The sequence below is a fragment of the Nostoc sp. UHCC 0302 genome, assembly GCF_038096175.1.
Classification (GTDB): Bacteria; Cyanobacteriota; Cyanobacteriia; order Cyanobacteriales; family Nostocaceae; genus UHCC-0302.
Map to the genome: position 1 here is coordinate 3984004 of NZ_CP151099.1, position 23504 is coordinate 4007507.

At 40.2% G+C, this 23504-nt stretch carries 22 protein-coding genes; 10 read left to right on the forward strand and 12 right to left on the reverse strand.

What is annotated here, in order from left to right; all coding sequences use genetic code 11:
- Positions 1–15 precede the first annotated feature (15 nt).
- From WKK05_RS17265 to WKK05_RS17285, 5 genes are all read right to left on the reverse strand, one after another.
- Positions 16–1257, reverse strand: coding sequence for a sensor histidine kinase (locus WKK05_RS17265; protein WP_341530812.1), 1242 nt, complete (start codon positions 1255–1257; stop codon positions 16–18).
- A 592-nt stretch (positions 1258–1849) separates the two neighbouring features.
- Positions 1850–2446, reverse strand: coding sequence for a CPBP family intramembrane glutamic endopeptidase (locus WKK05_RS17270; RefSeq protein ID WP_341530813.1), 597 nt, complete (start codon positions 2444–2446; stop codon positions 1850–1852).
- Between the two features lie 141 nt (positions 2447–2587).
- Positions 2588–3655, reverse strand: coding sequence for a DUF3326 domain-containing protein (locus WKK05_RS17275; protein WP_341531109.1), 1068 nt, complete (start codon positions 3653–3655; stop codon positions 2588–2590).
- Positions 3656–3763: 108 nt separating this feature from the next.
- Entirely contained in the window at positions 3764–3949 is a 186-nt protein-coding gene (locus WKK05_RS17280) for a hypothetical protein (RefSeq protein WP_341530814.1), read from the reverse strand.
- A gap of 169 nt (positions 3950–4118) precedes the next feature.
- Complete coding sequence (locus WKK05_RS17285) at positions 4119–4436, reverse strand: 2Fe-2S iron-sulfur cluster-binding protein (protein WP_341530815.1); 318 nt, start codon at positions 4434–4436, stop codon at positions 4119–4121.
- A 314-nt stretch (positions 4437–4750) separates the two neighbouring features.
- On the opposite strand from WKK05_RS17285, the gene acnB reads away from it, so the two are divergent.
- Positions 4751–7417 (forward strand): bifunctional aconitate hydratase 2/2-methylisocitrate dehydratase, encoded by a 2667-nt coding sequence (gene acnB, locus WKK05_RS17290; protein ID WP_341530816.1) that lies wholly within the window; start codon positions 4751–4753, stop codon positions 7415–7417.
- 35 nt (positions 7418–7452) lie between these two features.
- Here acnB and WKK05_RS17295 read toward each other — a convergent pair whose 3' ends face one another.
- Positions 7453–9240 (reverse strand): DUF262 domain-containing protein, encoded by a 1788-nt coding sequence (locus WKK05_RS17295; protein WP_341530817.1) that lies wholly within the window; start codon positions 9238–9240, stop codon positions 7453–7455.
- 251 nt (positions 9241–9491) lie between these two features.
- Between WKK05_RS17295 and WKK05_RS17300 the strand changes: the two genes are divergently transcribed.
- The 8 genes from WKK05_RS17300 to WKK05_RS17335 all read left to right on the forward strand — a co-directional run bounded on the left by WKK05_RS17300 (position 9492) and on the right by WKK05_RS17335 (position 16394).
- Entirely contained in the window at positions 9492–9911 is a 420-nt protein-coding gene (locus WKK05_RS17300; RefSeq protein ID WP_341530818.1) for an endonuclease domain-containing protein, read from the forward strand.
- A 137-nt stretch (positions 9912–10048) separates the two neighbouring features.
- The gene (locus WKK05_RS17305) at positions 10049–10414 is read left to right on the forward strand and encodes a Lin0512 family protein (protein ID WP_341530819.1); all 366 of its coding nucleotides are present in this window, start codon (positions 10049–10051) and stop codon (positions 10412–10414) included.
- A 33-nt stretch (positions 10415–10447) separates the two neighbouring features.
- The gene (locus WKK05_RS17310) at positions 10448–11251 is read left to right on the forward strand and encodes a DUF3598 family protein (protein ID WP_341530820.1); all 804 of its coding nucleotides are present in this window, start codon (positions 10448–10450) and stop codon (positions 11249–11251) included.
- Between the two features lie 118 nt (positions 11252–11369).
- Positions 11370–12728, forward strand: coding sequence for a Rieske 2Fe-2S domain-containing protein (locus WKK05_RS17315; protein WP_341530821.1), 1359 nt, complete (start codon positions 11370–11372; stop codon positions 12726–12728).
- Positions 12729–12928: 200 nt separating this feature from the next.
- Complete coding sequence (locus tag WKK05_RS17320) at positions 12929–13267, forward strand: hypothetical protein (RefSeq protein ID WP_341530822.1); 339 nt, start codon at positions 12929–12931, stop codon at positions 13265–13267.
- A 149-nt stretch (positions 13268–13416) separates the two neighbouring features.
- Positions 13417–14190 (forward strand): thioredoxin domain-containing protein, encoded by a 774-nt coding sequence (locus WKK05_RS17325; protein ID WP_341530823.1) that lies wholly within the window; start codon positions 13417–13419, stop codon positions 14188–14190.
- Positions 14191–15118: 928 nt separating this feature from the next.
- Positions 15119–15928 carry an alpha/beta hydrolase gene (locus WKK05_RS17330; RefSeq protein ID WP_341530824.1) on the forward strand — a complete coding sequence of 270 codons (810 nt, stop codon included), beginning with the start codon at positions 15119–15121 and terminating at the stop codon, positions 15926–15928.
- A gap of 232 nt (positions 15929–16160) precedes the next feature.
- The gene (locus WKK05_RS17335) at positions 16161–16394 is read left to right on the forward strand and encodes a Nif11-like leader peptide family natural product precursor (protein WP_341530825.1); all 234 of its coding nucleotides are present in this window, start codon (positions 16161–16163) and stop codon (positions 16392–16394) included.
- Positions 16395–16528: 134 nt separating this feature from the next.
- On the opposite strand, the gene WKK05_RS17340 is transcribed toward WKK05_RS17335, so the two are convergent.
- The 6 genes from WKK05_RS17340 to WKK05_RS17365 all read right to left on the reverse strand — a co-directional run bounded on the left by WKK05_RS17340 (position 16529) and on the right by WKK05_RS17365 (position 21430).
- Positions 16529–17263: a redoxin family protein gene (locus WKK05_RS17340; RefSeq protein ID WP_341530826.1), complete on the reverse strand. Its 735-nt coding sequence runs from the start codon at positions 17261–17263 to the stop codon at positions 16529–16531.
- A 212-nt stretch (positions 17264–17475) separates the two neighbouring features.
- The gene (locus WKK05_RS17345; RefSeq protein ID WP_341530827.1) at positions 17476–18405 is read right to left on the reverse strand and encodes an alpha/beta hydrolase; all 930 of its coding nucleotides are present in this window, start codon (positions 18403–18405) and stop codon (positions 17476–17478) included.
- Between the two features lie 22 nt (positions 18406–18427).
- Positions 18428–19252 (reverse strand): SDR family oxidoreductase, encoded by an 825-nt coding sequence (locus WKK05_RS17350; protein WP_341530828.1) that lies wholly within the window; start codon positions 19250–19252, stop codon positions 18428–18430.
- 152 nt (positions 19253–19404) lie between these two features.
- A complete protein-coding gene (locus WKK05_RS17355) occupies positions 19405–19890 on the reverse strand; it encodes a glutathione peroxidase (RefSeq protein ID WP_341530829.1) in 486 nt (161 codons plus the stop codon).
- Positions 19891–20094: 204 nt separating this feature from the next.
- Positions 20095–20775: a pentapeptide repeat-containing protein gene (locus WKK05_RS17360; RefSeq protein WP_341530830.1), complete on the reverse strand. Its 681-nt coding sequence runs from the start codon at positions 20773–20775 to the stop codon at positions 20095–20097.
- A gap of 160 nt (positions 20776–20935) precedes the next feature.
- A complete protein-coding gene (locus WKK05_RS17365) occupies positions 20936–21430 on the reverse strand; it encodes a hypothetical protein (protein WP_341530831.1) in 495 nt (164 codons plus the stop codon).
- A gap of 720 nt (positions 21431–22150) precedes the next feature.
- Here WKK05_RS17365 and aroF point away from each other — a divergent pair.
- Positions 22151–23023 carry a 3-deoxy-7-phosphoheptulonate synthase gene (gene aroF, locus WKK05_RS17370; protein WP_341530832.1) on the forward strand — a complete coding sequence of 291 codons (873 nt, stop codon included), beginning with the start codon at positions 22151–22153 and terminating at the stop codon, positions 23021–23023.
- Positions 23024–23504: the final 481 nt, after the last annotated feature.

The following is a 23504-nucleotide window of genomic DNA, read 5'->3' on the forward strand; positions in this document are numbered from 1 at the left end:
GGGAATATCAGTAAATTAAGATTGATAAGTAGAAAGCGGGAAATAAGCGTGAATTTCAGTACCTTGCTGATGCACAGATTTAATTTCTATCTGGCCACCGACAAGTGAAACACGCTCTTCCATCCCTAACAAACCCAAGCTTCCACCCCTTGTAGCTTTCTCTCGTGCTGCTTCCACATCAAACCCAATACCATCATCCCGGATATCTAGATGCAAATGAGTTTCTTGTTGCCATAATTCAATTGTTACTCGTTGCGCTTTGGCGTGCCGCACTATATTAGTTAAGGCTTCTTGGACAATGCGAAAGCAAGTTGTCTCCAAGTTTGGTAAAAGTTTAGTCTCTAAAGGCAAAGCTATAAATTCCCCAATGATTCCTGCTCGCTGGGTTTGGCGGTCTACATACCAACGCAGTGCTACTACCAATCCCAAGTCATCCAGTAATGATGGTCGTAAATCCAAGGAAAGGCTACGTACCTGTTGAAGTGCAACCTCAACAATGCTAATACTTTCTTGTAATGGTGATGCTGTCTGAGTCGCAGCAGATGAATATTGTATTGTTTGCAAATTGATTTTGACTGCTGTTAATGCTTGGCCAATTTCATCATGTAATTCACGAGCAAGACTCCGCCGTTCAGTTTCTTGAGCTTCAATCAACTTACCCGAAAGTGTTTGTAGTCTCTCTTGCGTTTTTAGCTGGATTTCTTCTGCTCGCTTGCGTTCTGCAATTTCGTTTTTTAATTCTTCATTGATTTGTGCTAGTTCTAAAGTCCGTTTCTTGACTTTTGTTTCTAACTCTTCATTAGCTAAGTGTAGCGCATTCTCTGCTTGCTCTCGCTGTGTAATTTGATATTGTAGTTCTCGGTTCGCTGCTTCTAGTTGTGCCGGACTGGGTAGTGCGATCGCTTTCGGTACTAACGGTACTAAAGCTAATGCTGTGTATACTGAGACAAATGCTGTTATCGCTTTGAGTAACCCTGATAACCAATAAGTTGGATACCAAAGTGTCCAAATTTCCATTAAATGGGTACTACCACAAGCAACAATAAAAGCACCAAATAGCAGAAATATCCAATTAAAAGGCAAATCTTGCCGCTGACGAACAAAATAAATCAGCGCCACAGGAATTGAATAGTAAGCCAATGCAATTAACAAATCAGAGACAATATGCAGTCCTACTAACTCTGGCTTCCAGAGGTAGCAGTATCCATGAGGCATAAATTGTCCAAAAGCAAATAGGCTTTTCCATAATTCGGACATATTAAACTTTAGATACTAATGAACAAATATTTTCAATGAAGAACTAATTACTTAACTAGTTTTCTAGATAAAAATAGCTTTTATCTGCTAATTGCTTGTTACAGATTTAGTTCTTTTTCACCTAATTACTAAGGTTTTTACTGCATTTAAATTGAGATTTTAATAAGTAGACATAAATCTACTGAAGATACTTTGTAATTTCTACTTTAGCGCTAAAGCACAAACTTCAAACTTTAACTTTTTAACAAAGGTATAGTATTTTGCTTTTTATAGAATAACAAAATTTATTGATGAGCGATCGCAACTACTTCTTTGTAACTTTTTTACTACTTTTTGCTGCGTCATAAGTAGGTCGGCGGAGAAATTAAAGCTATTGTTACAAACATTCATCTCTATATAAGAAAATTTAAAGCTGTTGCAGAGAAAAAATCAGCTGAGAGGGTTGAAACTGTGTAGGTGTGTAAGCGTATACAGGGTGTAAAAGAAGAGTTTTTTTACACCTTCATAACAGATTGGTTTCTAAAATTTCCCAGTATTCCGCAAGCAGATGCAAAAATTCGTTTTAATTCTTGAACAATGTCTGATGCTTGTTTTAATTTTTCATTCCCGACAATTGCCAAATTTTCCAGAAATAACTAGAAATCCAGTTGGTAATAATATGAGCGGCGATTGGCACTAACAAGTTGCCAGTTAAGAGGGCGCTATATCCCAGTATTATCCCGATTATCGTTGCCCAAATCACATAAGGCCATTGTTCCGAACCGCTAAGGTGCAATATGCCAAAGCAAAGACTAGATACAATCACAGCCGTATGATCTAAGCCCAAAGCTGGCAGCATCACACCTCTAAATAATAATTCCTCACTTAACCCTGGTAGCAGCCCCAGCCAAATTAAGTCTGGTAAAGCTAAGGGCTTGAGCACCATTTCTAAATAATAATCTGCACTTTTACGGTAGGGAAGGCATAAGCGATAAGCTAAGCCACTCAACGCGGTAATGACAATTCCCAAAGTCACACCCAGCAGCAAACTCCTTGGGTTCCAATTCCAGGAAAATAGAGAAAAGTTGCCAAATTGTAACGACAGCTTGGCGACTATCAACAAAATGATTGCAGTCGCTCCCATCGCCCCAAGTACTTGGAAACGCGTTAAGTATGGAATTTCTGGCTCTTGTTTTTGTTGTTCAACCACGGGTTTTTAAGGGAATGGGGAGCAGGGGGCAGGGGGCAGGCGGCAGGGGAGCAGGGGGACAAGGAAGAATAATAAATCCTGTACAGACGTGTAGACGCTCTTAGAGCGGCTTCTCGTAAGAGTATAATCGCGTCTCTACTTTTAACTCCTCACTACTGACTGTAAAGACAATAATTGAGGACTGAGAGCGGATGGATTGATGCCTGCTTTGTGTGCTACCAATACACCTACTGCCTCTAAATATGAGTTTACCTGTATCGATTTGATCCCCAACGGTTGGGGAGGAACTTTTATTAGAGTTTTATTTTCTTTGACTGTAATTATTTGACATCGCGTCTGCTGATTTAAACTCAATAAGGCACTACTGCCACAAGCAGTTGCAGGTACAATCACAGCATCCACTTGATCTGCCCAAATATCTGTTTGTAGAGATGTAGTTCCTTTATCTATGATAAATTGCGGGGCGCGACTCAGCCCAACAAGCACACTTGGTAAAAACGTGTAACCCAATTCTTCGGCGGCGGAACGAGGAGATAAATCAGGATATGGAGGGGCGCTAGCTAAAGCAGGTGAATGGGCGCAAGGAATTTGAAAGGTTCGCACTATTAAATGGCTAATTACAGCTTCAGCACCCGCTAAAGGATCGACGCCTTTACCGTGACGGTAGTTTTGTACTGCCTCTTCATCCATATCATCAGGGAAACGGGCGACAACTGCGATCGCTTCTGCTCCTGCTTTGTTAATTAATATTTCGGCTGCCCTTAACAAGCTATCTGGGTTGCCAATTGTCCCCCAACTCGCCCCTGATGGTGCAGTTCGCAATTCGACATTTAAGGGGGCATCAGTGATTACGTAATCTGTTAATGTCAATCCTAGTGTCGCCCTGGCTGCATCAGCTGCCTGTAGATGTCGCAGCCGCAACTCTGGCTCTATGCCGTGATCTAAAAGTAAACCGATTTTGTTATTATGTACGAGACGTAATCCCCAACATCCAGCAGCAAATTTGTCAAGCCCGTATCCTTCTACATAAAAAGTATTAGGGAGGTTCCAGTACAAACTTGCGCCGTTAAGGACGTTAGGATGAGTAATTAGGCGATCGCACACTTGTGCCATCACCTTGGCAACAGGTAGGGCATCCCCAGCATAACCGCCAATGGCAGCCCCAACGCCAGTTGGTATAATTAAAATAGCGGTGTATGGAAGTTGCATATTGAGTGCTGAGTGGGAACTAAAGAGTGAAAAGTGATGAGAAGTTTTACTCATAACTCAAAAATACAACTCAGCACGGGCTAAACGCCCCGCTACCGCTAACAGGACTCAGGACTCAGCACTAACTGTAGTGACAACGGCTTCAACAGCAGCCTTCTGCTGTGATACATCAACAGACGTAACAGCCCAACGTAGGGGTTCTCCCTGTTTCTTTAACTCTGCTTCAATTGCTTTTTGCAACTCTGTAGGAGTTTCTTGCAGGTCAATTTCGGCGGTGATAAAATGAGTGGTCATTGCGGTTAATCCTGTTGTTTTCTAGTTTATAGAATAACCGATTTCATGTGTTATGAAATACTTATGTCACTTCTCAATCTTAGTAATAGGTAATTTGTCATAGTAATCGCAGTTTATTTAAGAACAATTACTGACATCTGACAAATTACCCCTTATTAACATTAGCAGATTAGTTTTTACCAAATTGCAACTGGTAAACTATTTCCTCTTTTTCTGTCTCAACTGTCAAATCAGAAAGTGGTTTGGCAATACAAAGCAATACATAACCTTGTTTTTGCAAATCTGGACTAACGCCCATACCCTCAGTTTGATCCACAGTTCCTTCACTTATTTGACCGGCACAAGTCGTGCAAACGCCAGCATGACAAGAACTTGGTAAATCTAAACCAGCGGCATCGGCAACTGATAATATAGTTTCATTTTCGGGAACTTGCAAAGTATGAGTTTTACCTTGATGTTGAATTTTTACGGTGTAAGTTTTAGGCATATACAATCATGAACGTGATGTAACAATAACTCTGAATCTTAGCTCAGAGGTTCAGTGGACAAATGAAATATGTTATCTGATGAACAAACACACAACTAAGTGGAGAAAAGAGAATTATTTGCAAACAGCTTTATTGGCAAAAATAGCTATAAAGTGATAATGATAAGTCCTTGCTGGACAAAAAACTTAAAGTGAGCCTTCTCACTTCCTGTTAGTTGCACCTGTAAAGACTTGTGAGGTAAATGCTGTTGAAACTAGGGAAGTGGGTGTAAACACTATAAACATTGCTTGACTGAATATTTTGGAGTTGTAGAATGCTGGAATTATATCGTAAACACGTTGCCGAAAGAGCAACACTAGGAATTCCCCCCTTACCTTTAGATGCAAAACAAACATCTGAACTATGTGAATTACTAAAAAATCCGCCAGAAGCAGAAGAAGCAGAAACATTATTGCATTTATTGCGCGATCGCATTCCTCCTGGTGTGGATGCAGCTGCCTATGTTAAAGCTGGCTTTCTTTCTGCCATTGCTAAAGAGTCAATCACCAGCCCTTTAATTACACCCATAGAAGCAGTGCAATTGCTGGGGACAATGGTAGGCGGTTACAATGTGCAAGCTTTAATCGATTTGCTGCAATTGCCCACCGTTTCTGTATCAGACTCTTCAGAAACCCCACTGGTAATGGGGGGACAAGGAAAGGAACCTATCGCTGCATACGCCGCCACCGCTTTAAGCAAAATCATGCTGGTGTATGACGCCTTCCACGATATCTTCGAGTTATCGAAAACAAATCCTTTCGCCAAGCGAGTGATTGACTCTTGGGCAGAAGCTGAGTGGTTCACTACTCGCCCAACTGTACCAGAAGCTATCACAGTTACCGTTTTTAAAGTTCCTGGCGAAACCAACACCGACGACTTATCCCCCGCCACCCAAGCTAGCACTCGCCCAGATATTCCTTTACACGCCTTAGCAATGCTAGAGACACGGCAACCGGGAAGCTTGGAAACTATTGCCGAGTTGAAGAAAAAAGGGCATCCTGTCGCTTACGTGGGAGATGTTGTTGGTACAGGTTCCTCACGGAAATCTGCGATTAACTCCGTATTGTGGCATATGGGAAATGACATTCCCTTTGTCCCAAATAAACGCTCTGGGGGTTATGTTTTAGGTAGTGCGATCGCGCCTATCTTCTTTAACACTGCTGAAGATGCCGGTGCTTTGCCCATTCAATGCGATGTCACCAAGCTAGAAACAGGCATGGTGATTACCATCCATCCTTACAAAGGCGAAATCACCAACGAAACAGGCGAAGTCATTTCTACCTTCACCCTCAAACCTGATACCATCCTTGATGAAGTTCGTGCAGGTGGACGCATCCCTCTACTGATTGGACGTACCCTCACCGACAAAACAAGGCACGCACTCGGTTTAGAACCCAGCACTGTTTTCACTCGTCCCTACCAACCCAACGACACAGGTAAAGGCTTTACACTCGCACAGAAAATCGTCGGCAAAGCTTGCGGATTAAGTGGTGTACGTCCTGGTACATCTTGCGACCCAATTATGACTACCGTTGGTTCCCAGGATACCACAGGCCCCATGACCCGCGACGAATTGAAAGAACTCGCCTGTCTCGGTTTCAGTGCAGACTTAGTAATGCAGAGTTTCTGTCACACCGCAGCATATCCTAAACCAGTTGACATCAAAACTCACCACGAACTACCAGACTTTTTCTCGCAGCGAGGTGGTGTTGCCTTACGTCCTGGTGATGGTATCATTCACTCTTGGCTAAACCGGATGCTGCTACCCGACACAGTGGGAACTGGCGGCGACTCTCACACGCGCTTCCCCTTGGGTATTTCCTTCCCCGCAGGTTCTGGCTTAGTAGCATTTGCAGCGGCTTTGGGTGTCATGCCTTTAGATATGCCAGAGTCGGTATTAGTCAGATTCAAAGGTGAATTGCAACCGGGTGTCACCCTGCGAGATGTAGTGAATGCCATTCCCTACGTCGCAATTCAAAAAGGTTTGCTGACAGCAGAGAAGAAGAACAAGAAAAACGTCTTCTCCGGGCGAATTATGGAAATTGAAGGCTTACCAGATTTAAAAGTTGAACAAGCCTTTGAACTTGCTGATGCCACTGCTGAACGTTCTTGTGCAGGTTCTACAATTAAGCTGAGTGTAGAGACAGTTGCTGAATATCTGCGTTCTAACGTAGCGCTGTTGAAAAACATGATAGCAAGAGGCTATCAAGATGGCCGTACTATCCTGCGCCGTGTTGCCAAGATGGAAGAGTGGTTAGCAAATCCTGTGTTACTCGAAGCTGATGCAGATGCAGAGTATGCTGAAATTATTGAAATTGATTTGAACGAAATCAAAGAACCAATTGTAGCAGCTCCCAATGACCCCGATAATGTTAAGTTATTATCGGAAGTTGCTAATGACCCAGTACAAGAAGTATTCGTTGGTTCTTGTATGACGAATATCGGTCATTATCGGGCATCCGCCAAAGTTTTAGAAGGCGCAGGTGAAGTAAAAACTCGTTTGTGGATAGCACCACCAACGCGCATGGATGAACACCAACTCAAAGAAGAAGGTGTGTATAGTGTGTTTGGTGCTGCGGGTGCGCGGATAGAAATGCCTGGATGCAGTTTGTGTATGGGTAATCAAGCACGAGTTGCTGATGGAACAACAGTGTTTTCAACCTCAACGCGTAACTTTAATAATCGCATGGGTAAAGATGCACGAGTGTATCTTGGTTCAGCGGAATTAGCAGCAGTTTGTGCGCTGTTAGGACGTATTCCCACAGTGCAAGAATATTTAGATACTGTGGCGAAGAAGATTAATCCTTTTGCTGATGATTTGTATCGGTATTTGAACTTTGATCAAATTGTCGGTTTTGAGGATGAAGGGCGCGTGATTAAGTTGGAAGATATGCCGAGAATTGAGGATATTTTGGGTATGCCAGCTAGTAGTTTGCATTAGTAAATAAAGTAGGGTGGGTATTGCCCACCTAATTATCATTTTTGAAAAAGCTGAAAAATAGCTAGTAACTCAGGCCCTTCTACAGGTACTGTAGAAGAGTCTTTTCTTGTAAAAGCTGTTTTACCAACAAATGATACTGTTATTTGCGGAGGAATTGTAATTCTAATTACTGATAATCCTTTATATAATATAGTGTCAAACTTTGCTAATACTTGCGTTTTCAGTGGTACGGTAAGAGTAGAGTTTTGAATAGCATTACTTAATATCCTTACATATTGCTCTGTATCTTTAGCTTTGTTGTGTAAATTTGCTTCTCTGTCAATCCCGACGACATATCTACCATTAATTTCAATAGGTTGAATTTTGTCTATTTCTTCAATTTTATCAGCATCCTTTTTCGAGTCAGTTACTCCAATATGAATATATCCATCTGTAGCTGATCCTAAATTTGCAATTCCACAAATTGTTTCAATAATTTTTTCTACTAAATCATGATTTAACTTTCTGCTAGGAGACAAATCAAGTAAGCCTTGCTTACATTCATACCTTGTTGTTTCTATACGAGAACGACGTAAAGAGTTTTCAAAATCTAGTGCTAACTCAACTCCGTGTCCGAGTACTGGTGGTTCTCTTCTAGCAAAAAAATCTTGAATCAATCCCTTTGTTTGGTTAATATTATTTTTTCTGTCTTCTGTTTTTGTGTAGCGATGGCTTAAATCTAGTCTTTGTTGAAGATTCTTTAAAGCATTCATGATACCTGATGGATCTGTTGGAGAAAACTCTTGGTGAATTATTAAATCAAAAAAAGCCATGAAAATAGTATAAAATGCAGTTGGTATTGGATTATTACTTTTAGGATTTACTATTTTCAACAAACACTTGGATTCTGAACTATAAGATTCTATACTTTCCCTCAATATAGAAAATGTTTTTATTATTTCTTCTTCAAGCCTTTTAGGCAGATAAGTTATTAAAGCATTTTCAAGTTTTTGAGCATAGGAACTATTTGGATCATAAAGATCATCGAAACGTTCAGTACTGCGTGATAGTGGCTCATTTAACAAAATAGATGCAACAATATCAGCAATCATCTGCTCATCTTCACTTTCTCGTAACTGTATTACATTAAGAGCACCTTGTTTACACCATATTGTGTCATCAGCTTGAATTTTATAACCTTGATTAGATTGTTTGGAATCAATACTAATTTCTGGCATTTCAGGAAGACGTAATATTTTCTCAGAATCATCTCCACGTAGCTTCATCGCAATTGTTCTTACCACTTCTGCAAATAGGGTAGTTACTCCTGCTTGTCTTCTCTCTTGACGACTTAAATGTTTACCACTTGAATTAATTCGACCAAAAATTTCTGTAATATCTTCTTCCTCCATTGCAGTATAAACTGTTACTGCTAATAGATAATCCACAATATCAGCACATTTATTTTTGGCAAGAATTTTAGCACTATTGTCTTGTATTTTTTCAAAAGTACCATCTTCTGCTAATTGTCTAGCATAGGAAAATTCATCAATATCAAAATATTCATTTTCAAAGGCGAATGTATTTTCAATAAAACTAAAAATTGCATTTAATCTTTGCATTCCATCTATAATTTCATACTTCCCACTACCATGTATTTGGGGGCGTTCTGCTAGCAAAATAAGAGGTATTGGATATTTGAGTAAAATACTTCCAATTAATTTTTCTTTTTCTGATACTGTCCAAACAAGCTTTCGTTGATACTTACGATTTACTAACAAATTACCTGAGCGATAGAGCCGATAAGCCTCATTAACGGTCATTGGACGAGGTGCAGTACTCATAAATTATTATTTAAAGTAACTTTAAGAATAAATTATACTTTAAAAATTTAAAAACCCCGGTTATACTTGGAACAATTGTGTTGTAAAGAAATAGGTTATCGCACCCTCCCATTTAGCATTCAAACCTAACCACCCAAATCCTTTCCCTACAAGCTAAGGGCGAGAAATCCGGCTCCCCTCTCCGCGTCGGAGAGGGGCTGGGGGAGAGGTCATATCATGTATGAATAAACACAAATTTTTATACTTTATACATGAATAATCCAATACCAAAGCAACCCTTGCCACGGAAAGATGAGGAAAATCGCAATATTATCATCGGACAAAAAGTAAACTCAGTTAAAGTGCAACGTGCCAAAGAACTTCGCCAGCAAATGACACCAGAAGAAAAAATACTTTGGCAACATCTTCGTGCTAATCGCTTGCATGGTTTACACTTTCGTCGTCAGCAAATTATTGATGGTTTTATTGCAGATTTCTACTGTCACAAAGCTGGATTAGTGGTAGAAGTAGACGGAAAAATTCATGAGCAACAAGTCGAATATGATCTAGAACGAGATAAAGTTTTGTTAGCGAAGGGACTGCGTTTATTGCGGATTAAAAATGAAGAAGTAATACAGGAAATTAATAAGGTTTTGATGTGTATTTATAAAGCTTGTTCTGAAGAGACCTAACCCCCCAGCCCCCTTCCCTACGAGGGAAGGGGGAGAAATCTGGCTCTTTCAAAAGTAAAACTAAACTTATGAATCAAAATGACATTGCTACTCCATAGAGCGATAGAGTAAAAGTGCAAGATTAACAGGAGGTAGCAATGGCGCGTAAACGCTTGATTATCGAGATGGGAATGGGAATAGACCAGCATGGACAAGAACCGACGGTAGCAGCAGCTAGAGCAGTACGTAATGCGATCGCTCACAATGCTTTACCCGGTGTTTGGGAAGTTGCTGGCTTAAATGACCCTAATCAAATGATTGTCGAAGTTGAAGTAGCAGTACCCTATCCAGAACAAGTCAGGGAAGAGGAGGTACTAGCTGTACTACCTTTTGGTCGCAAAACCCTTACTGTACAATCTGGGGGGATGGTGGTTCAAGGAAAAGCAATTCCTGCTCTGAACGATAAAAATGACGAAATGTTGATAGCGATCGCCGCTGTCACCGTTCTCATCGAAAATGATTAGCTAAGGCAATCACTGCAAAATTTAATTAATAAAATGACGCATCTACAAGAACAACATTGGGAAAAATTATTTGGATTTCTGGATACAGAAGACAAGCCTATGTATGGTACATGGACTGTTTATTCTCCAGAAAAAGAAATCATCAAGTCTTCTCAAGGTATTAGGAATTTGCGGGCAAATGCAGATAAAACAGTAATTACTCACACAAATCAGTTTCCATCGCCAGATGGGAGTATGCTCGAAAAACAATGGCAAATGCCAAAAGAAACTTGTAATCTACCAGATGGATTATTACATCCAGCTAACCCATCTAAAAGGGCGTTAGCTCTTATTGATGATGGTAGTAGTGCTTGGGTGACTCAAAAACTGGAATCAGGACACAATTTTTCGGCTGAGTTGTTTTTGAAACATGAAGATTGGAATACTAGCATAGGTAGTATCTATGCAGAGAATGGTGATTTAGAGAAAATTTTATATTTGCGTGAACATTTAAACAGCTTTCCTGACATAGCAACAGGCAAGGAAATAACTCATTTATTAGGAAATTGGATAGGTACAAAGCAATCCATCACTTCTGATTTAAAAATTTCCGAAGCCGAAGAAATTCACAATTTAGTTTTAGACCCAACTGGAGGCAAGAATGAAAGTTTTTACTTACCTGATGGCGTAGTTTTGAATATTCCTAAAAAACTGAGTATAGGACAAGAATTTGACATAGTAGCTGCTAAGTTAGTTGCAGAAAATCGCTATAAACGCCTCACTGCTAAATATAATAGTTTTGGTGTATTCGTACTGTTAATCTCAGAAGTATTTAAATCAGATAATGAAGATGTATAACCGCAGTTAGAAAATTGTAACAAATTCTGATTTTAAAAGTTTCACCATATAAATCTTCAATCTCTCGGACTGATCATTTGCAGAGGAAGATATAGATGATAGAAACCTGGAGAAAACTATGGCATTAAATACAAAGATATTAGAGACAGAACCACCAACTTCTATCTCTGAGACACTAGAGGAGAAGCAAGAATTTAACTGGCGGCAATGTTGGTATCCTGTCTGTTTTCTACAAGACCTACCAACTAACCGTCCTTACAGCTTTTCTTTATACGATGAACCTTTCGTTTTGTTTAGAAACAAAGATGGACAACTTGTTTGTTTAACAGATCGTTGTCCTCACCGTGCAGCTAAACTCTCTGAAGGTCAGATAATTGACGGCAAAATTGAATGCTTATACCACGGTTGGCAGTTTGGCGATAATGGTGAATGTCTGCATATCCCCCAGTTAGCAACAGATGCAAAGATTCCGGTTAATGCCTGCGTGCCATCTTTTAAAGTTGTAGAACGTCAAGATATCATTTGGGTGTGGGCAGGAGAAAGCGAAACTGCTGTGGATGAACTCATCCCAACCCTAGCAGATGTAGATAAACCGGGATTTATATATACAGACTTTATGTTGGATCTACCTTATGACCAAACATACCTGATAGAGAATGTCACAGATCCTGCTCATGTCGCTATCAGTCATCACGCTACCAGGGGCGGTGGTAATCGCAAAAATGCTCAACCACTAGAGATAGAAGTGTTAGAGAGTTCAGTTAAGGGTATTCGAGGCAGATGGCGAGGAACGAACAAATCAAATGAAACCTGGAAATATATTGATTTTGTTGCTCCAACTTTAGTTTTGAACACTGCTTATATTGAAGAACGAGGTTGGACATTTGGGCTAGCTTTGTATTCAATCCCTCTAGGTAAAGGGCGATGTCGTCTTCTAGCCAGAGGTTATCGTAATTTTATGAATTTGGGAGTCAAGCTCAGACCTCGTTGGCTTGATCACTTGAATACTAACAAAATATTAGAGCAAGATTTGCCCCTCATTGTAGGGCAACAAGCAGAAATTGAGCGATTGGAGGCCAGTCTTAAAGAATTATATTTGCCGTTGAAGACATCTGACACGTTGGTAGTTGAATACCGCAAGTGGCTAGATAAATTTGGTGCATCTTTGCCTTTTTATCATGGTTATTCTACTAGGAAAAATACTGGTAATGGCGAGTTTAATCAACAACCAATGTTGCTAAACAGATTCTCGCGACACACACTAATATGTAGTTCCTGTAATCGAGCTTATCAGGTAACAAAACGATTACAACAAAGCTGTATAGTCGTTGCGATCGCTCTAGCTTTTATTGCGATACTTGCAGATACTTCCGGAACCAAAATAGCAATAATTTCGGCTGCTGTGACAGCGGTTGCTTTAGCAGCCATATCTCAGAAACTCAAAACTCACTTTGAGCATTCTTACACTCGCCATTAATTATGAAGGCGAAGGAGAAGAACTGAGTTTAAGCCTTCTTACACCCATCATTAAATAATGCAAACTGATATCAGTGCGTCAATCCAATTTGCTGAATAATCAGGATGAATTTGTTAGCTTTGCGCTAGACTAGAAACATTGGGATAAAAATCTCTGGCAGTAAGTTCAATACACTACTAACCTTCACCACTCCAGCGAAAATGTCTCAAGAACATAATAAATCACTCCAAGTTCAGGACATAACTGAACTTAAGCCGAAACACTTTGCAGACTTAGTTAGAGCTGCACAATTGGTTTTTGACCCCACAGCGGGAGTCTCAGGAAGAAATATAACAGTTGACTGGGCAGAATTTGGCATTCCCCGTGATGTAGCTGACAATCTAAAATTGCTTGGAGAGCAGTATCAATATGCATCTCCTCACATTCCTGTCGAAGTTATTTGGAGTAAATTAACTCCAGAAACTCGGATTTGGTTCGTGGAAAATAAAGATAGGTTGTGGCAGCTTGAAGAAGCTTTCCCAGCGCTTGACGAAGATTAAACAGCTAAACCATTGACAGAAATACAGATTAATTCTAGGGACACAATAGTAATTGTGTCCCAATCATACAAAAAATATCTCAACAGAGCGATCGCCTTTACCACTCTCAGGGAATACTAGGAGAATGTTTATTTTTCAATAGTTGTGGTATGCGTACATTTTTTTCTTTGTTAGGGCAACTACTTCAGTATCTACGTACTTGGTCAGGAATAGGACTACTGTGTCTAATTTTAAGCTGGTCACTTCCTGCACAAGCCGCTAGCGATATCAATCCGCAACTGGAAAAACAAGTATTACAAATCATCCGTGAACACCCACAAGCAATTCTCGAATCTGTTCAGGCATTCCAACAGGAACAGCAGCAGAAACTCAAGCAAGCACGGCAAGGATTTTTACAGGATTTAAAAACCAATCCTGAAGCAGTGATTGGTGAATCTCCCACGACGGGGCCAACTCAATCAAAAATTTTGCTTGTAGAATTCTCAGACTTTCAATGTCCCTACTGTGCTGAAGCGCATAAAAACTTAAAACAATTGTTAGCAAAGCATGAAGGTGAAGTCAGATTAGTTTATAAAAACTTACCGCTGGCTTCAATTCATGCTGAAGCGTTACCATCTGCAACAGCGGCTTGGGCAGCAAATCGGCAAGGTAAATTCTGGGAATATTATGATGCTTTATTTACCAATCAAAAGCAACTGGGTGAAGCGTTGTATTTGGATATTGCTAAAAATCTGAATTTGGATTTAGATAAATTTAAACGCGATCGCAGTCTTGCGACTCCCGCAATTGGCAAAGATGTTCAGCTTGCTCAAAAATTGGGGATTCCTGGCACACCTTTCTTTATAGTTAATAGTCCAACTGTCTCAGGAGTAATACAGCCACCAGACCTCCAAAGTATATTTGCTAATGCTGATAGTAAGTAAATTGGTTTGTTTGAAATTGGACTAGTACAGGTAAGAGAAATCCTGGTTTTTTCTGCAATAATTGTGCTACGTACAATAATAATTGTGCTACGTACAATACGGTTGAGTTAAAGATTGTTTGTACTCATTTTATGCCCTTCAAAATGTTGCATTGCAACCTCTCAAAACGAGGTTATCATTCTCTTATCCCAAGCGTATCGGTTGTAAACAGACTGCTTGCAAAATTAGGAGTAAGGAATAAGTAAAAGAAGCAAGGAGATAGAATTTATTTTTTCTCCTTGCTAAATTTTTTACAATCAGCGATTTTTGAATGTATTTAATTATGTATAACTGAGCAGCAATAATCAAGTATATGTAAACTGTGTATTTTTTATACTCTGTAATATTTATTTAGATATATACTTTCTTGTTTAACAAGAATGTGCATCTTTAGTTAGAGGTTAATAAATTATTAAACTGTTCTACTTAAGTCAAGTGTAAGGAGTAGCTGATGAGGAGTGAAGAGGAGAAATCTTACTCATTCCTCATATTCTTCAAAACGTCAAAAATTAAACCAGTGCTAGTTTAGCCTTAGCAAAAAGTTTAATCAACAGAGCTAATTCCTTAAGTACAGAACCACAAATAAATTAGAATTTTTAGTTTGGGCTGTGTCTTCGAAGACAGCGCAAACTAAAAGCTACAAAGTATATTGAATGAGGCGATCGCAAACAACCGCATCATATCAGACATAGCGATCGCTGTGTGTCCATCCTAGAGAAAGGCAACAAATTCGCTAGCCACAGCACCACACAACATTTACATAAATCCCACTTTAGCCGCAACGCCGCCAGTGGGACGAGAAATATTATCAAACCCACAGACTTGGGCCGCTACTGAATTTTGTTGTTAGTAGTTAAAATAACTACTGATTACTAGACTTATTGCTAGAGTGAAAGTTCAAATTAACGGGATTGAGTTGTTCTACGACATTAAGGGAGCGGGTGAGCCTCTGCTATTAGTGGCTGGCTTCTTGTGCGATCATGCCTATTGGTCATTACTAATGCCCTCATTGATTTCACGTTATCAGGTGATTCGCGTAGACAATCGAGGTATGGGGCGTAGTTCTGCTCCTGACAGTCCTTATAGTCTCAAGCAGATGGCTGGTGATATTGCAGCATTGCTTGATCATATCGGTATTGATAAGGTACATTTAGCAGGCCACTCCATGGGTGGTCAGATTGCTCAAGAGCTGGTATTAGCACACCCCGAAAAGGTACAAAGTCTGATACTACTCTCATCTTTGGCAAAGGGTGATGAACGATTTAACAGTATTATCGAGACTTGGGGTGATTTGCTTAACAATGTAAACCTAAAGCTTTATGAAAAGGTGGTACTGCCCTGGATATTTACCGATGAGTTTTACTCAATTCCTGGGATGATAGAAGGCTTAATTGAATTTGCAATCAAATATCCCTTCCCGCCTGCTACTCATACACTCTATCATCACAGCCGAGCTATCCTTGACTTTGACACAACAGACCGCCTCAAACACATTCATTGCCCTACTCTAGTTCTGGTTGGTAAACAAGACGTTCTCACCCCAATCAAATTTTCTGAGCAACTTGCTCAAGCTATTTCCAACGCTAAACTTCTAGTCCTCGAACGTGGCGGTCATGGCTTTTTGGTAGAGTCGCCAGATGCTGTAGCTTCAGCCATACTGAAGTTTCTGGGAAGTTTTACCCCAACTTTTACTAAGTAGCTAGATATAAATAAATTAAAGTTAGTGGTTGCGTTTTAGCGCTAAAGCGCAACTACGAACCACGCAGCTTAAATTTATATTTTTTTGTTAAATTAAATACATTTTTTTCTTTTTTTTCAGCTTGAAGTGTATAACCTTAGTTATAAGCTCCTTTATATACATAGATTTGGTGAAATCACAGGAGCAAGTTACGACATTCAAATCTGATGTTTCAAACAGGGGATGGACTGTCATGACACAGCACAATGCTGCCCAACTTTTTAAAGCAGTAAAACAAAACCAAGCATTAAAGCAAAGGCTAAAAGCAACATCTGACCCAGAAGCCTTTGTCAAGATTGCTAAAGACCGTGGTTATGAGTTTACTGTCGAAGAACTGCACACTGAGATTAGTAAATTGTCTGAAGAAGATTTAGCAGCCATTGTCAATCCAGGTTTAGCACCTCGACGCCATATTCATCCCAGGTAATTATTTAACCTGCGCTTTATACGTATGTAGAGACGTTGTATTGCAACGTCTCTACAAATAGGTTTTTATTAGATTTTGCAACCTTAGCGAAATTCAGATGGGCAATAAATACCCACCGAAATTAGGTTTTAAACCTACTTTGCTGCTAAATAGGCTTCTAATGCCTCAGAACCCCCAATTAATTTACCATCGATAAATACTTGGGGAACTGTTGTCGCACCTGTAACCGCCCGTAAAGAGCGCGTGGTAATATCTTTCCCTAAGACTATTTCTTCGTAGTCTAGACCATGTTCTTTGAGCATTGTTTTAGCGCGGGCGCAGAAAGGACAACCCACTTTCGCAAACAGGGAAACTACTTCTGGCTTCGCTGCTTGGGGGTTGATATATCTAAGCATTGTCTCAGCATCGGATACCTTAAAGGGATCTCCAGGCTCATCTGGCTCAATGAACATATTTTCGATTACACCATCTTTCACCAGCATAGAATAGCGCCACGATCGCTTACCAAAGCCCAAGTCTGATTTATCTACTAGCATTCCCATGCCTTCAGTAAATTCACCATTTCCGTCAGGAATTACTGTGATATTACTTGCCTCTTGATCCTTTGCCCATTCGTTCATCACAAAAGCATCATTGACAGAAATACAGATAATGTCATCGACACCGTTTTGCTTAAAAACCTTAGCCAACTCATTGTAACCAGGAAGATGAGTTGATGAGCAAGTCGGAGTATAAGCACCTGGTAAAGAGAAAACAACAACTGTCTTACCAGCAAACAGCTCATCGGTTGTCACATTCACCCACTGGTTGTCCTTACGAGTACGGAACGTGACGTTGGGAACTCTTTGTCCTTTGCGATCGGCGAACATAATTAAACCTCCGTTAGTTATCAATCTTTTGCTGGTGCTGCATGATTTTCATGTCACCCCCCGATAAGTCTACAAAGGCTTTAGCCTCTATGTCACACAAAATTTATAAAGGCTTTGGTATCCATGCAAAAACAAACTTAAGGCAGATTATGATCTGCCTTAAGTTTGTAGACTTTTGCGTCTAAATGTTATATATGTTGGCAACAAAAGCTTTAAGAAAATTCATCTATAAATGGAGCGATCGCAGCTACAAATTCAGCCGTTGATTCATAGGGTAAAACATTTCGCCCATTCATTTTTATTCCCCGACCTTGAGGTAAACTGGCGAGATAATCAGCTAAGCGTTCAGAGGGTGTTTCTTTTTTGCCTTCTTCGCTGATACTTGATGCTGTTTCGCCGACGACTACAAGTGTGGGTTGCTGAATTGAGGCGATCGCACTACTATAATCTTGTCGCCAAAACCCCGCTAAAAAAGAAAATACTGCATGGCGATTGGCAAGATTTGCTGCACCTGCAACCAATGTATTTAACCATTCTGCATCAACAGCATGATCATCAGCAAATAATTGGCGAGTGGAGAAAGAACGCAAAAATTTGGGAGTGCGTGCATACCGATAAAAAGCACTACCAAAAGGCGAATCTAATAAATTCCAAATAACTTTTTGTCGCCACTCAGGTGATTTTTTTGTAATTACAGCCCAAGCTGGCGGCCCGGCTAGTATAAGTCCGGCAATTAAATTTGATTCCTTTTGAACTAATTCTATTGCAACTGGCAATAAAGCGCCTTGCACTACCACAATTACAGGTTTCTGCACTACTGTTTGTAAAAAGTATTGCAACTGTTCTGCCCAATCACCAGGAGTGTAAGCCACATGAGGCATATCACTTTCACCACATCCGAGTAAATCAGGGTTATAGATTGGATTGAGGTGGCTTGTATTATACCATTCACGGCAAAATCTCTGCCAAAATTGCCGCGATAAGCCAACACCAATAGGATGAATTAACAGTAAAGGAATACCTTCAGGTGTTGTATTAGTTGGTTGATGTAACTCGTAGGCGCAGCGGTAATTTTGCCAAGTGTAAAACTGAGTAGAAGATGGTGTTAGACTGGTTATATTAGCTATAGCAGATGGTTGCATAATTCCAAGCTTTTAATACTTGTTAAAAAAGCATCTGTGAATGAATCAACTGGTATCCAGCTTCTTTAATTTTTTCATTCGATACCCAAGCATTATATGGGCGAATACTCTTGACAGAAGTATCCCATATAACTTTAGGTAAATTATATTTTTCAAATAGGCTATCTAGCATTTCTCGACTAGTCAAATGAGCATCATCCACCAAATTGTAAATACCTTCTAAGCGCTGGTTACGGGCAAATTCTACAGCACCAACAATATCATCAAGGTGAATCCAATTAGTTATATCCTCGCCATTACCAGGACGGGTTGTACCAGAATATCGGTTAAATATTTTCATCAGTTCTCTACCAGGGCCATAAATTCCTCCCAAGCGCAAGATACAAACTCGCAGATTTTCGTTAGATGCTGATAGCAACACATCCTCCGTTTTGCGGAGAATTTGTGCATTTAAATTGGCAGGTGCAAGCGGTGTTTCTTCATCTACCCATACACCATTTCTATCACCATATACTGCATAACTTCCTGTATATATTAATTGTTTCACGCTAGGAATCTGCCCCAAGACTGAAACTAAACTTTTGGCAGTTTGCAAATAAGTTTCTTCATAGACATCTGCACCTTTTGCACCAACACTCAAAAGTACAGCATCTTGATTTTGCAAAACTGATTTTAGATTTTCTAGGTCATTGCCTTGGATAACTGTAACTCTTTGGGCGACTGATTGTAGCGCTGGAACCCGCTCAGGGGATGTTGTGGTGGCGCTCACAAAAAAATTCAGCTTTTGCTGCCAATATTGAGCAACTGCATAACCAACATAACCACAACCAATGATTGCAACATTCATGGCAATTTAGACACCAATAAATTAAACTGCTTGCTGGAGTCAATATTCTCAATTAAGGAACTTGGCGTAAATAAATTTACGCCCAATAATCAAGAGCCAAGAGTCAAGAGTTTTTAACTAATGACTAATGACTAATAACTAATGACTAATAACTATTTTGCTAATTCTCTCTTAATTGTGGCAATTAATTCTGGTGAATAAGGTTGAACACTACTACTAAATCGAGCTACTACTTCACCTTGCTTATTGACTAAAAATTTTTCAAAGTTCCAAGCAACAGGCCCCGTTGGCTCAACGGCCTTAGTAAGTCGCTCATAAAGTGGGTGTTGCTGGGAGCCTTTAGCATGAACTTTATCGAACAGATCAAAGCTCACACCATACTTGCTTGTACAGAATTGTACGATTTCTTCGTTGCTTCCTGGTTCCTGCGCTCCAAAATCGTTGCAGGGAAAACCCAAAATACTTAACCCAGCGTCCCCAAACTCTTGGTTCAACTTTTCTAGTCCGTCATATTGGGAGGTATAACCGCAATATGAAGCTACATTCACAATTAACAGTACCTTCCCGGTATACTCACTTAGCTGCTTATCCTTGCCATTAATAGTTTTGACTGCAATATCAGAAATTGTGCTACCCATTTTAAATCTGAATCTATAGGGAATATTGCCAAGTTTCCCATATTGCAGGTACTACAAATCCGGTTGACTTGGGAAAAACAGGTTTTTTAGCATTGAATTGAGGGCTGGGAACTGGAGACTGGGAACTGGGGAATAGGGACAAGGAAGATCAGCAAGTAGACAGAGAATAACTAATACTCTTATTCCCTACTCCCTACTCCCTATTTACTGATGAATTGCGCCATCAGGCATGATTGCTCCAGCCAAGTTAGCACCAATCAGTTTCACGAGCAAGCGTTCGCCAGAGCGAATCCGCGCTCCTGTCAAGTCAGCTCCCCGCAAATCTGCTCCGCTGAGATCCGCTCCGATTAAATTAGCAGCCCGCAAATTCGCTTCCCTGAGATCAGCTAAAAGTAGGTTTGCCCGAAATAAATTTGCTTCAGATAAATCTGCTCCTCTGAGATTCACTTTGTGCATAAAAGTATCACTGAGATCAGCACCACTCAAGTTCGCATAACTCAGGTTTCTACCAGATAAATCTTTATTACTCAAATTCGCCCGACTATAGTCTTTGCCACTCAAGTCCGAGTTTTGCTTTGGTGGATGATGGCTTGAATCGGTTGTTGGCGATGATTTTTTCTGTTGATGTGGCGGTGAATAAGGTTGTGAGTAAGGTTGTGAGTAAGGGGTAGTCTGATGTTTAGCTTTTGAAGAGCGCAATTTGTCACGAGCCTCATTAATTGCTTTGAGCTTGTCTTGTGCTTTTTGCTGTAAGCGGAGATTTTCTTTTGGAATGCGATCGGGATGCCAAACAAAGACTAAATCTTTGTAAGCCTGGTTCACTTCCTCAAGCGTTGCCCCAGGCTCTAATTCCAAGACTCTATAGTACCGCTCCAACTCACTCATAAGACGTTTTGGTGGACAATCAACTTAATTATGAGTGATGCAGCCGATAGATGGCTGCATCTTTTGCTAATAGTCATTTGTCATTTTTCATTTGTCATTGGGCATTATTTATTCTTTACTGTCCCGCACTCTCCCACTCGCAACTCTCCAACTCTCCCACTCATCTCCCCATAACGCCATTTCTCCATCGCATCATACCTCTTAAATATGCTCCCACTGGAACCTGATAGACCTCAATAAAAATCCAAACAATAATTGATAAATGCGAGAAGAAAGTTAATATAGTCCAAATATATGGCATCCAGGTAACTGGCTCTTTTGGGGTAGGAGGAAAATAATAAGCTACTATGCCAATGAGAGTAGTAGGAAGGAGTACAAAAGCTACAGAGGCTAGTCCATAACCCCACCCTAATTCCACACCTTCCAACCGGGCTTCTGTCCAGTTAAAACCATTCCACCGCCAAGTTAAGGGAGGTTGTCTAGAAGGCATTTTGATTTGCTGTAGTTCTAGATTAGCGGTAAAAATCTCTTGGCAAAAGTCACAAGCCATCGCTTCCATCAATGGCATATGAGAAATCTTACCTATCCGACAGACTGGGCAGGGGTAAACTCCATGATAGTCGAAAGATGTGGCTAAGATTTTGGAACTGGGCATAATCAAACAGGTGATCCTAAAAATCTTGATCGGGTCAATCAGAGCTTGGATAAGAATGATGGCTGATGTATTTTCAACATTCTTTTTTGATATTCAATTACCTATTAGCTATGACCTAACAATATTTGTAAATTTATATGACTCTGGCGTAATTTAATAACAAGTTACTGTTTTCATTTACACAAAAAAGTAAGTTAGCATTTCACCAGCCCAAAATCCCCAGATTTTGCTTAGGGAAAGGGTAAAGTTCATAAGTCTTTTCTTTTTCATCTTTCCCTATCCATCAAAGATGTTTTAGCGAACAACTAATCTTGATTTCCACAGTTGTACTGAGTCTATCGCTTTTTTTGGGTGTTGTGGGGTATTGACACGGCTGACTGTTTCTGTTAGGTTCCTTAATATAGGTATAAGTAAAAATTTCCAATTAAACGCCGCACAAATGTCCAGCAGAAATTACTACTTTTATTTTTGGTTTAGGGTGGTTCACCGGGAGTGAATCGAGTTTCCTAATGGAAACCGCCCGGTGAACCGCAGAGCTAACTCTGCGGTTTTTGTTTTTTAAGGAGCAGAATTTCATCATGATGACCTATTTCGGTAACTGGTTTTACAGCTTTTACTTTTGGCCCAGAGCATCCGGGTAGAGTTTCATGCTGATGAATCACACGCCCGGAACCTTTGAAAGTTCCGGGCTTTTTTTTTAATTTAAAGGAGAATCAAACCATGATTAACGCTAAACTTGCCTCACAATCCCATACTAACCATCAAACAATCGTTAAACTCTCACAAACAGTCGCTTTCGGGGGTAAAGAGTTGGTAATTATCGGTGGCCCCTGCACCGTAGAAAACTTGGGACAAATGGAGACAGTCGCCCAAAAGTTATCTACTGCATCTGTACAAGCTTTGCGTGGCGGCGTCTACAAACCCCGCACATCCCCTTATGCTTTTCAGGGGATGGGAGAGGAAGGATTAGAAATTTTGGCAAAGGTGCGATCGCGTTACAATATGCCAGTCGTCACTGAGGTGATGTCAATCTCCCAAATTGAGGTAGTTGCTGCCCACGCTGATATGCTTCAAGTTGGTAGTCGCAATATGCAAAACTTTGATTTGCTCAAAGCTTTGGGACAAGCTGGTAAACCGATACTGCTCAAACGCGGTTTAGCAGCAACTATTGAAGAATTCGTGATGGCAGCTGAATATATTCTTAGTCACGGCAATCCTGAAGTAGTGTTGTGTGAAAGAGGTATTCGCAGCTTTGATGATTACACGCGCAACGTCTTAGATTTGGGGGCAGTGGCAGCACTCAAGCAAATAACTCACCTGCCTGTGATTGTAGATCCTTCCCATGCTGTAGGTAAACGGGAATTAGTGGCACCTGTGGCTAAGGCTGCGGTGGCTTGTGGCGCAGACGGGTTAATTATTGAGTGTCATCCAGAACCAGAGAAATCTGTATCTGATGCACGTCAAGCCCTTTCTTTAGAAGATATGGTGCATCTAGTTGCTAGTTTAAAGCCTGTAGCCGCAGCTGTGGGGCGAAATATATCAGAAGCAGTCGGGGTGGGTTTAGAACCTGCCCCGATTTTTTGTGCTGCTTGAATTTTGCTTGGGGCGATCGCTATATTTGAAGTTAGATAGAATAGCGATCGCTATCATTTTTTTGCTGATTAGTCTTATTGATTTTCTTTGTCAATAAATATTCAATAGTAGAAGCTAAAAGATATTAGGCTACAATACTCCTGACTCTTTTAATGCTCAAAAATTTTGCAATATAGCCTCAAAACTTAATATCAAAGTCATAACAAATTAACAACAATTTCTTTCTGCAAAGGGTAGGCTAAATTAACAATTATTTGTATACTAATTTTTAGATAAACTAACATTACGTTTGTCTAATTAGAATATTTCGCAAAATCTTTCTTTGCGAAATATGTGAATTCTCAAGACAAGCGCTTTTCCTGTCAAAGACGCTGCGCGGTAAGGGCAGCTATGACCGAAGTGTTTTACGGGTTTTCTGCAAGAAGCCTTGTAGGTAAGTAGTCGCCTGATTGGGTAAATCCCATTAAAAGCACTGCTTCAC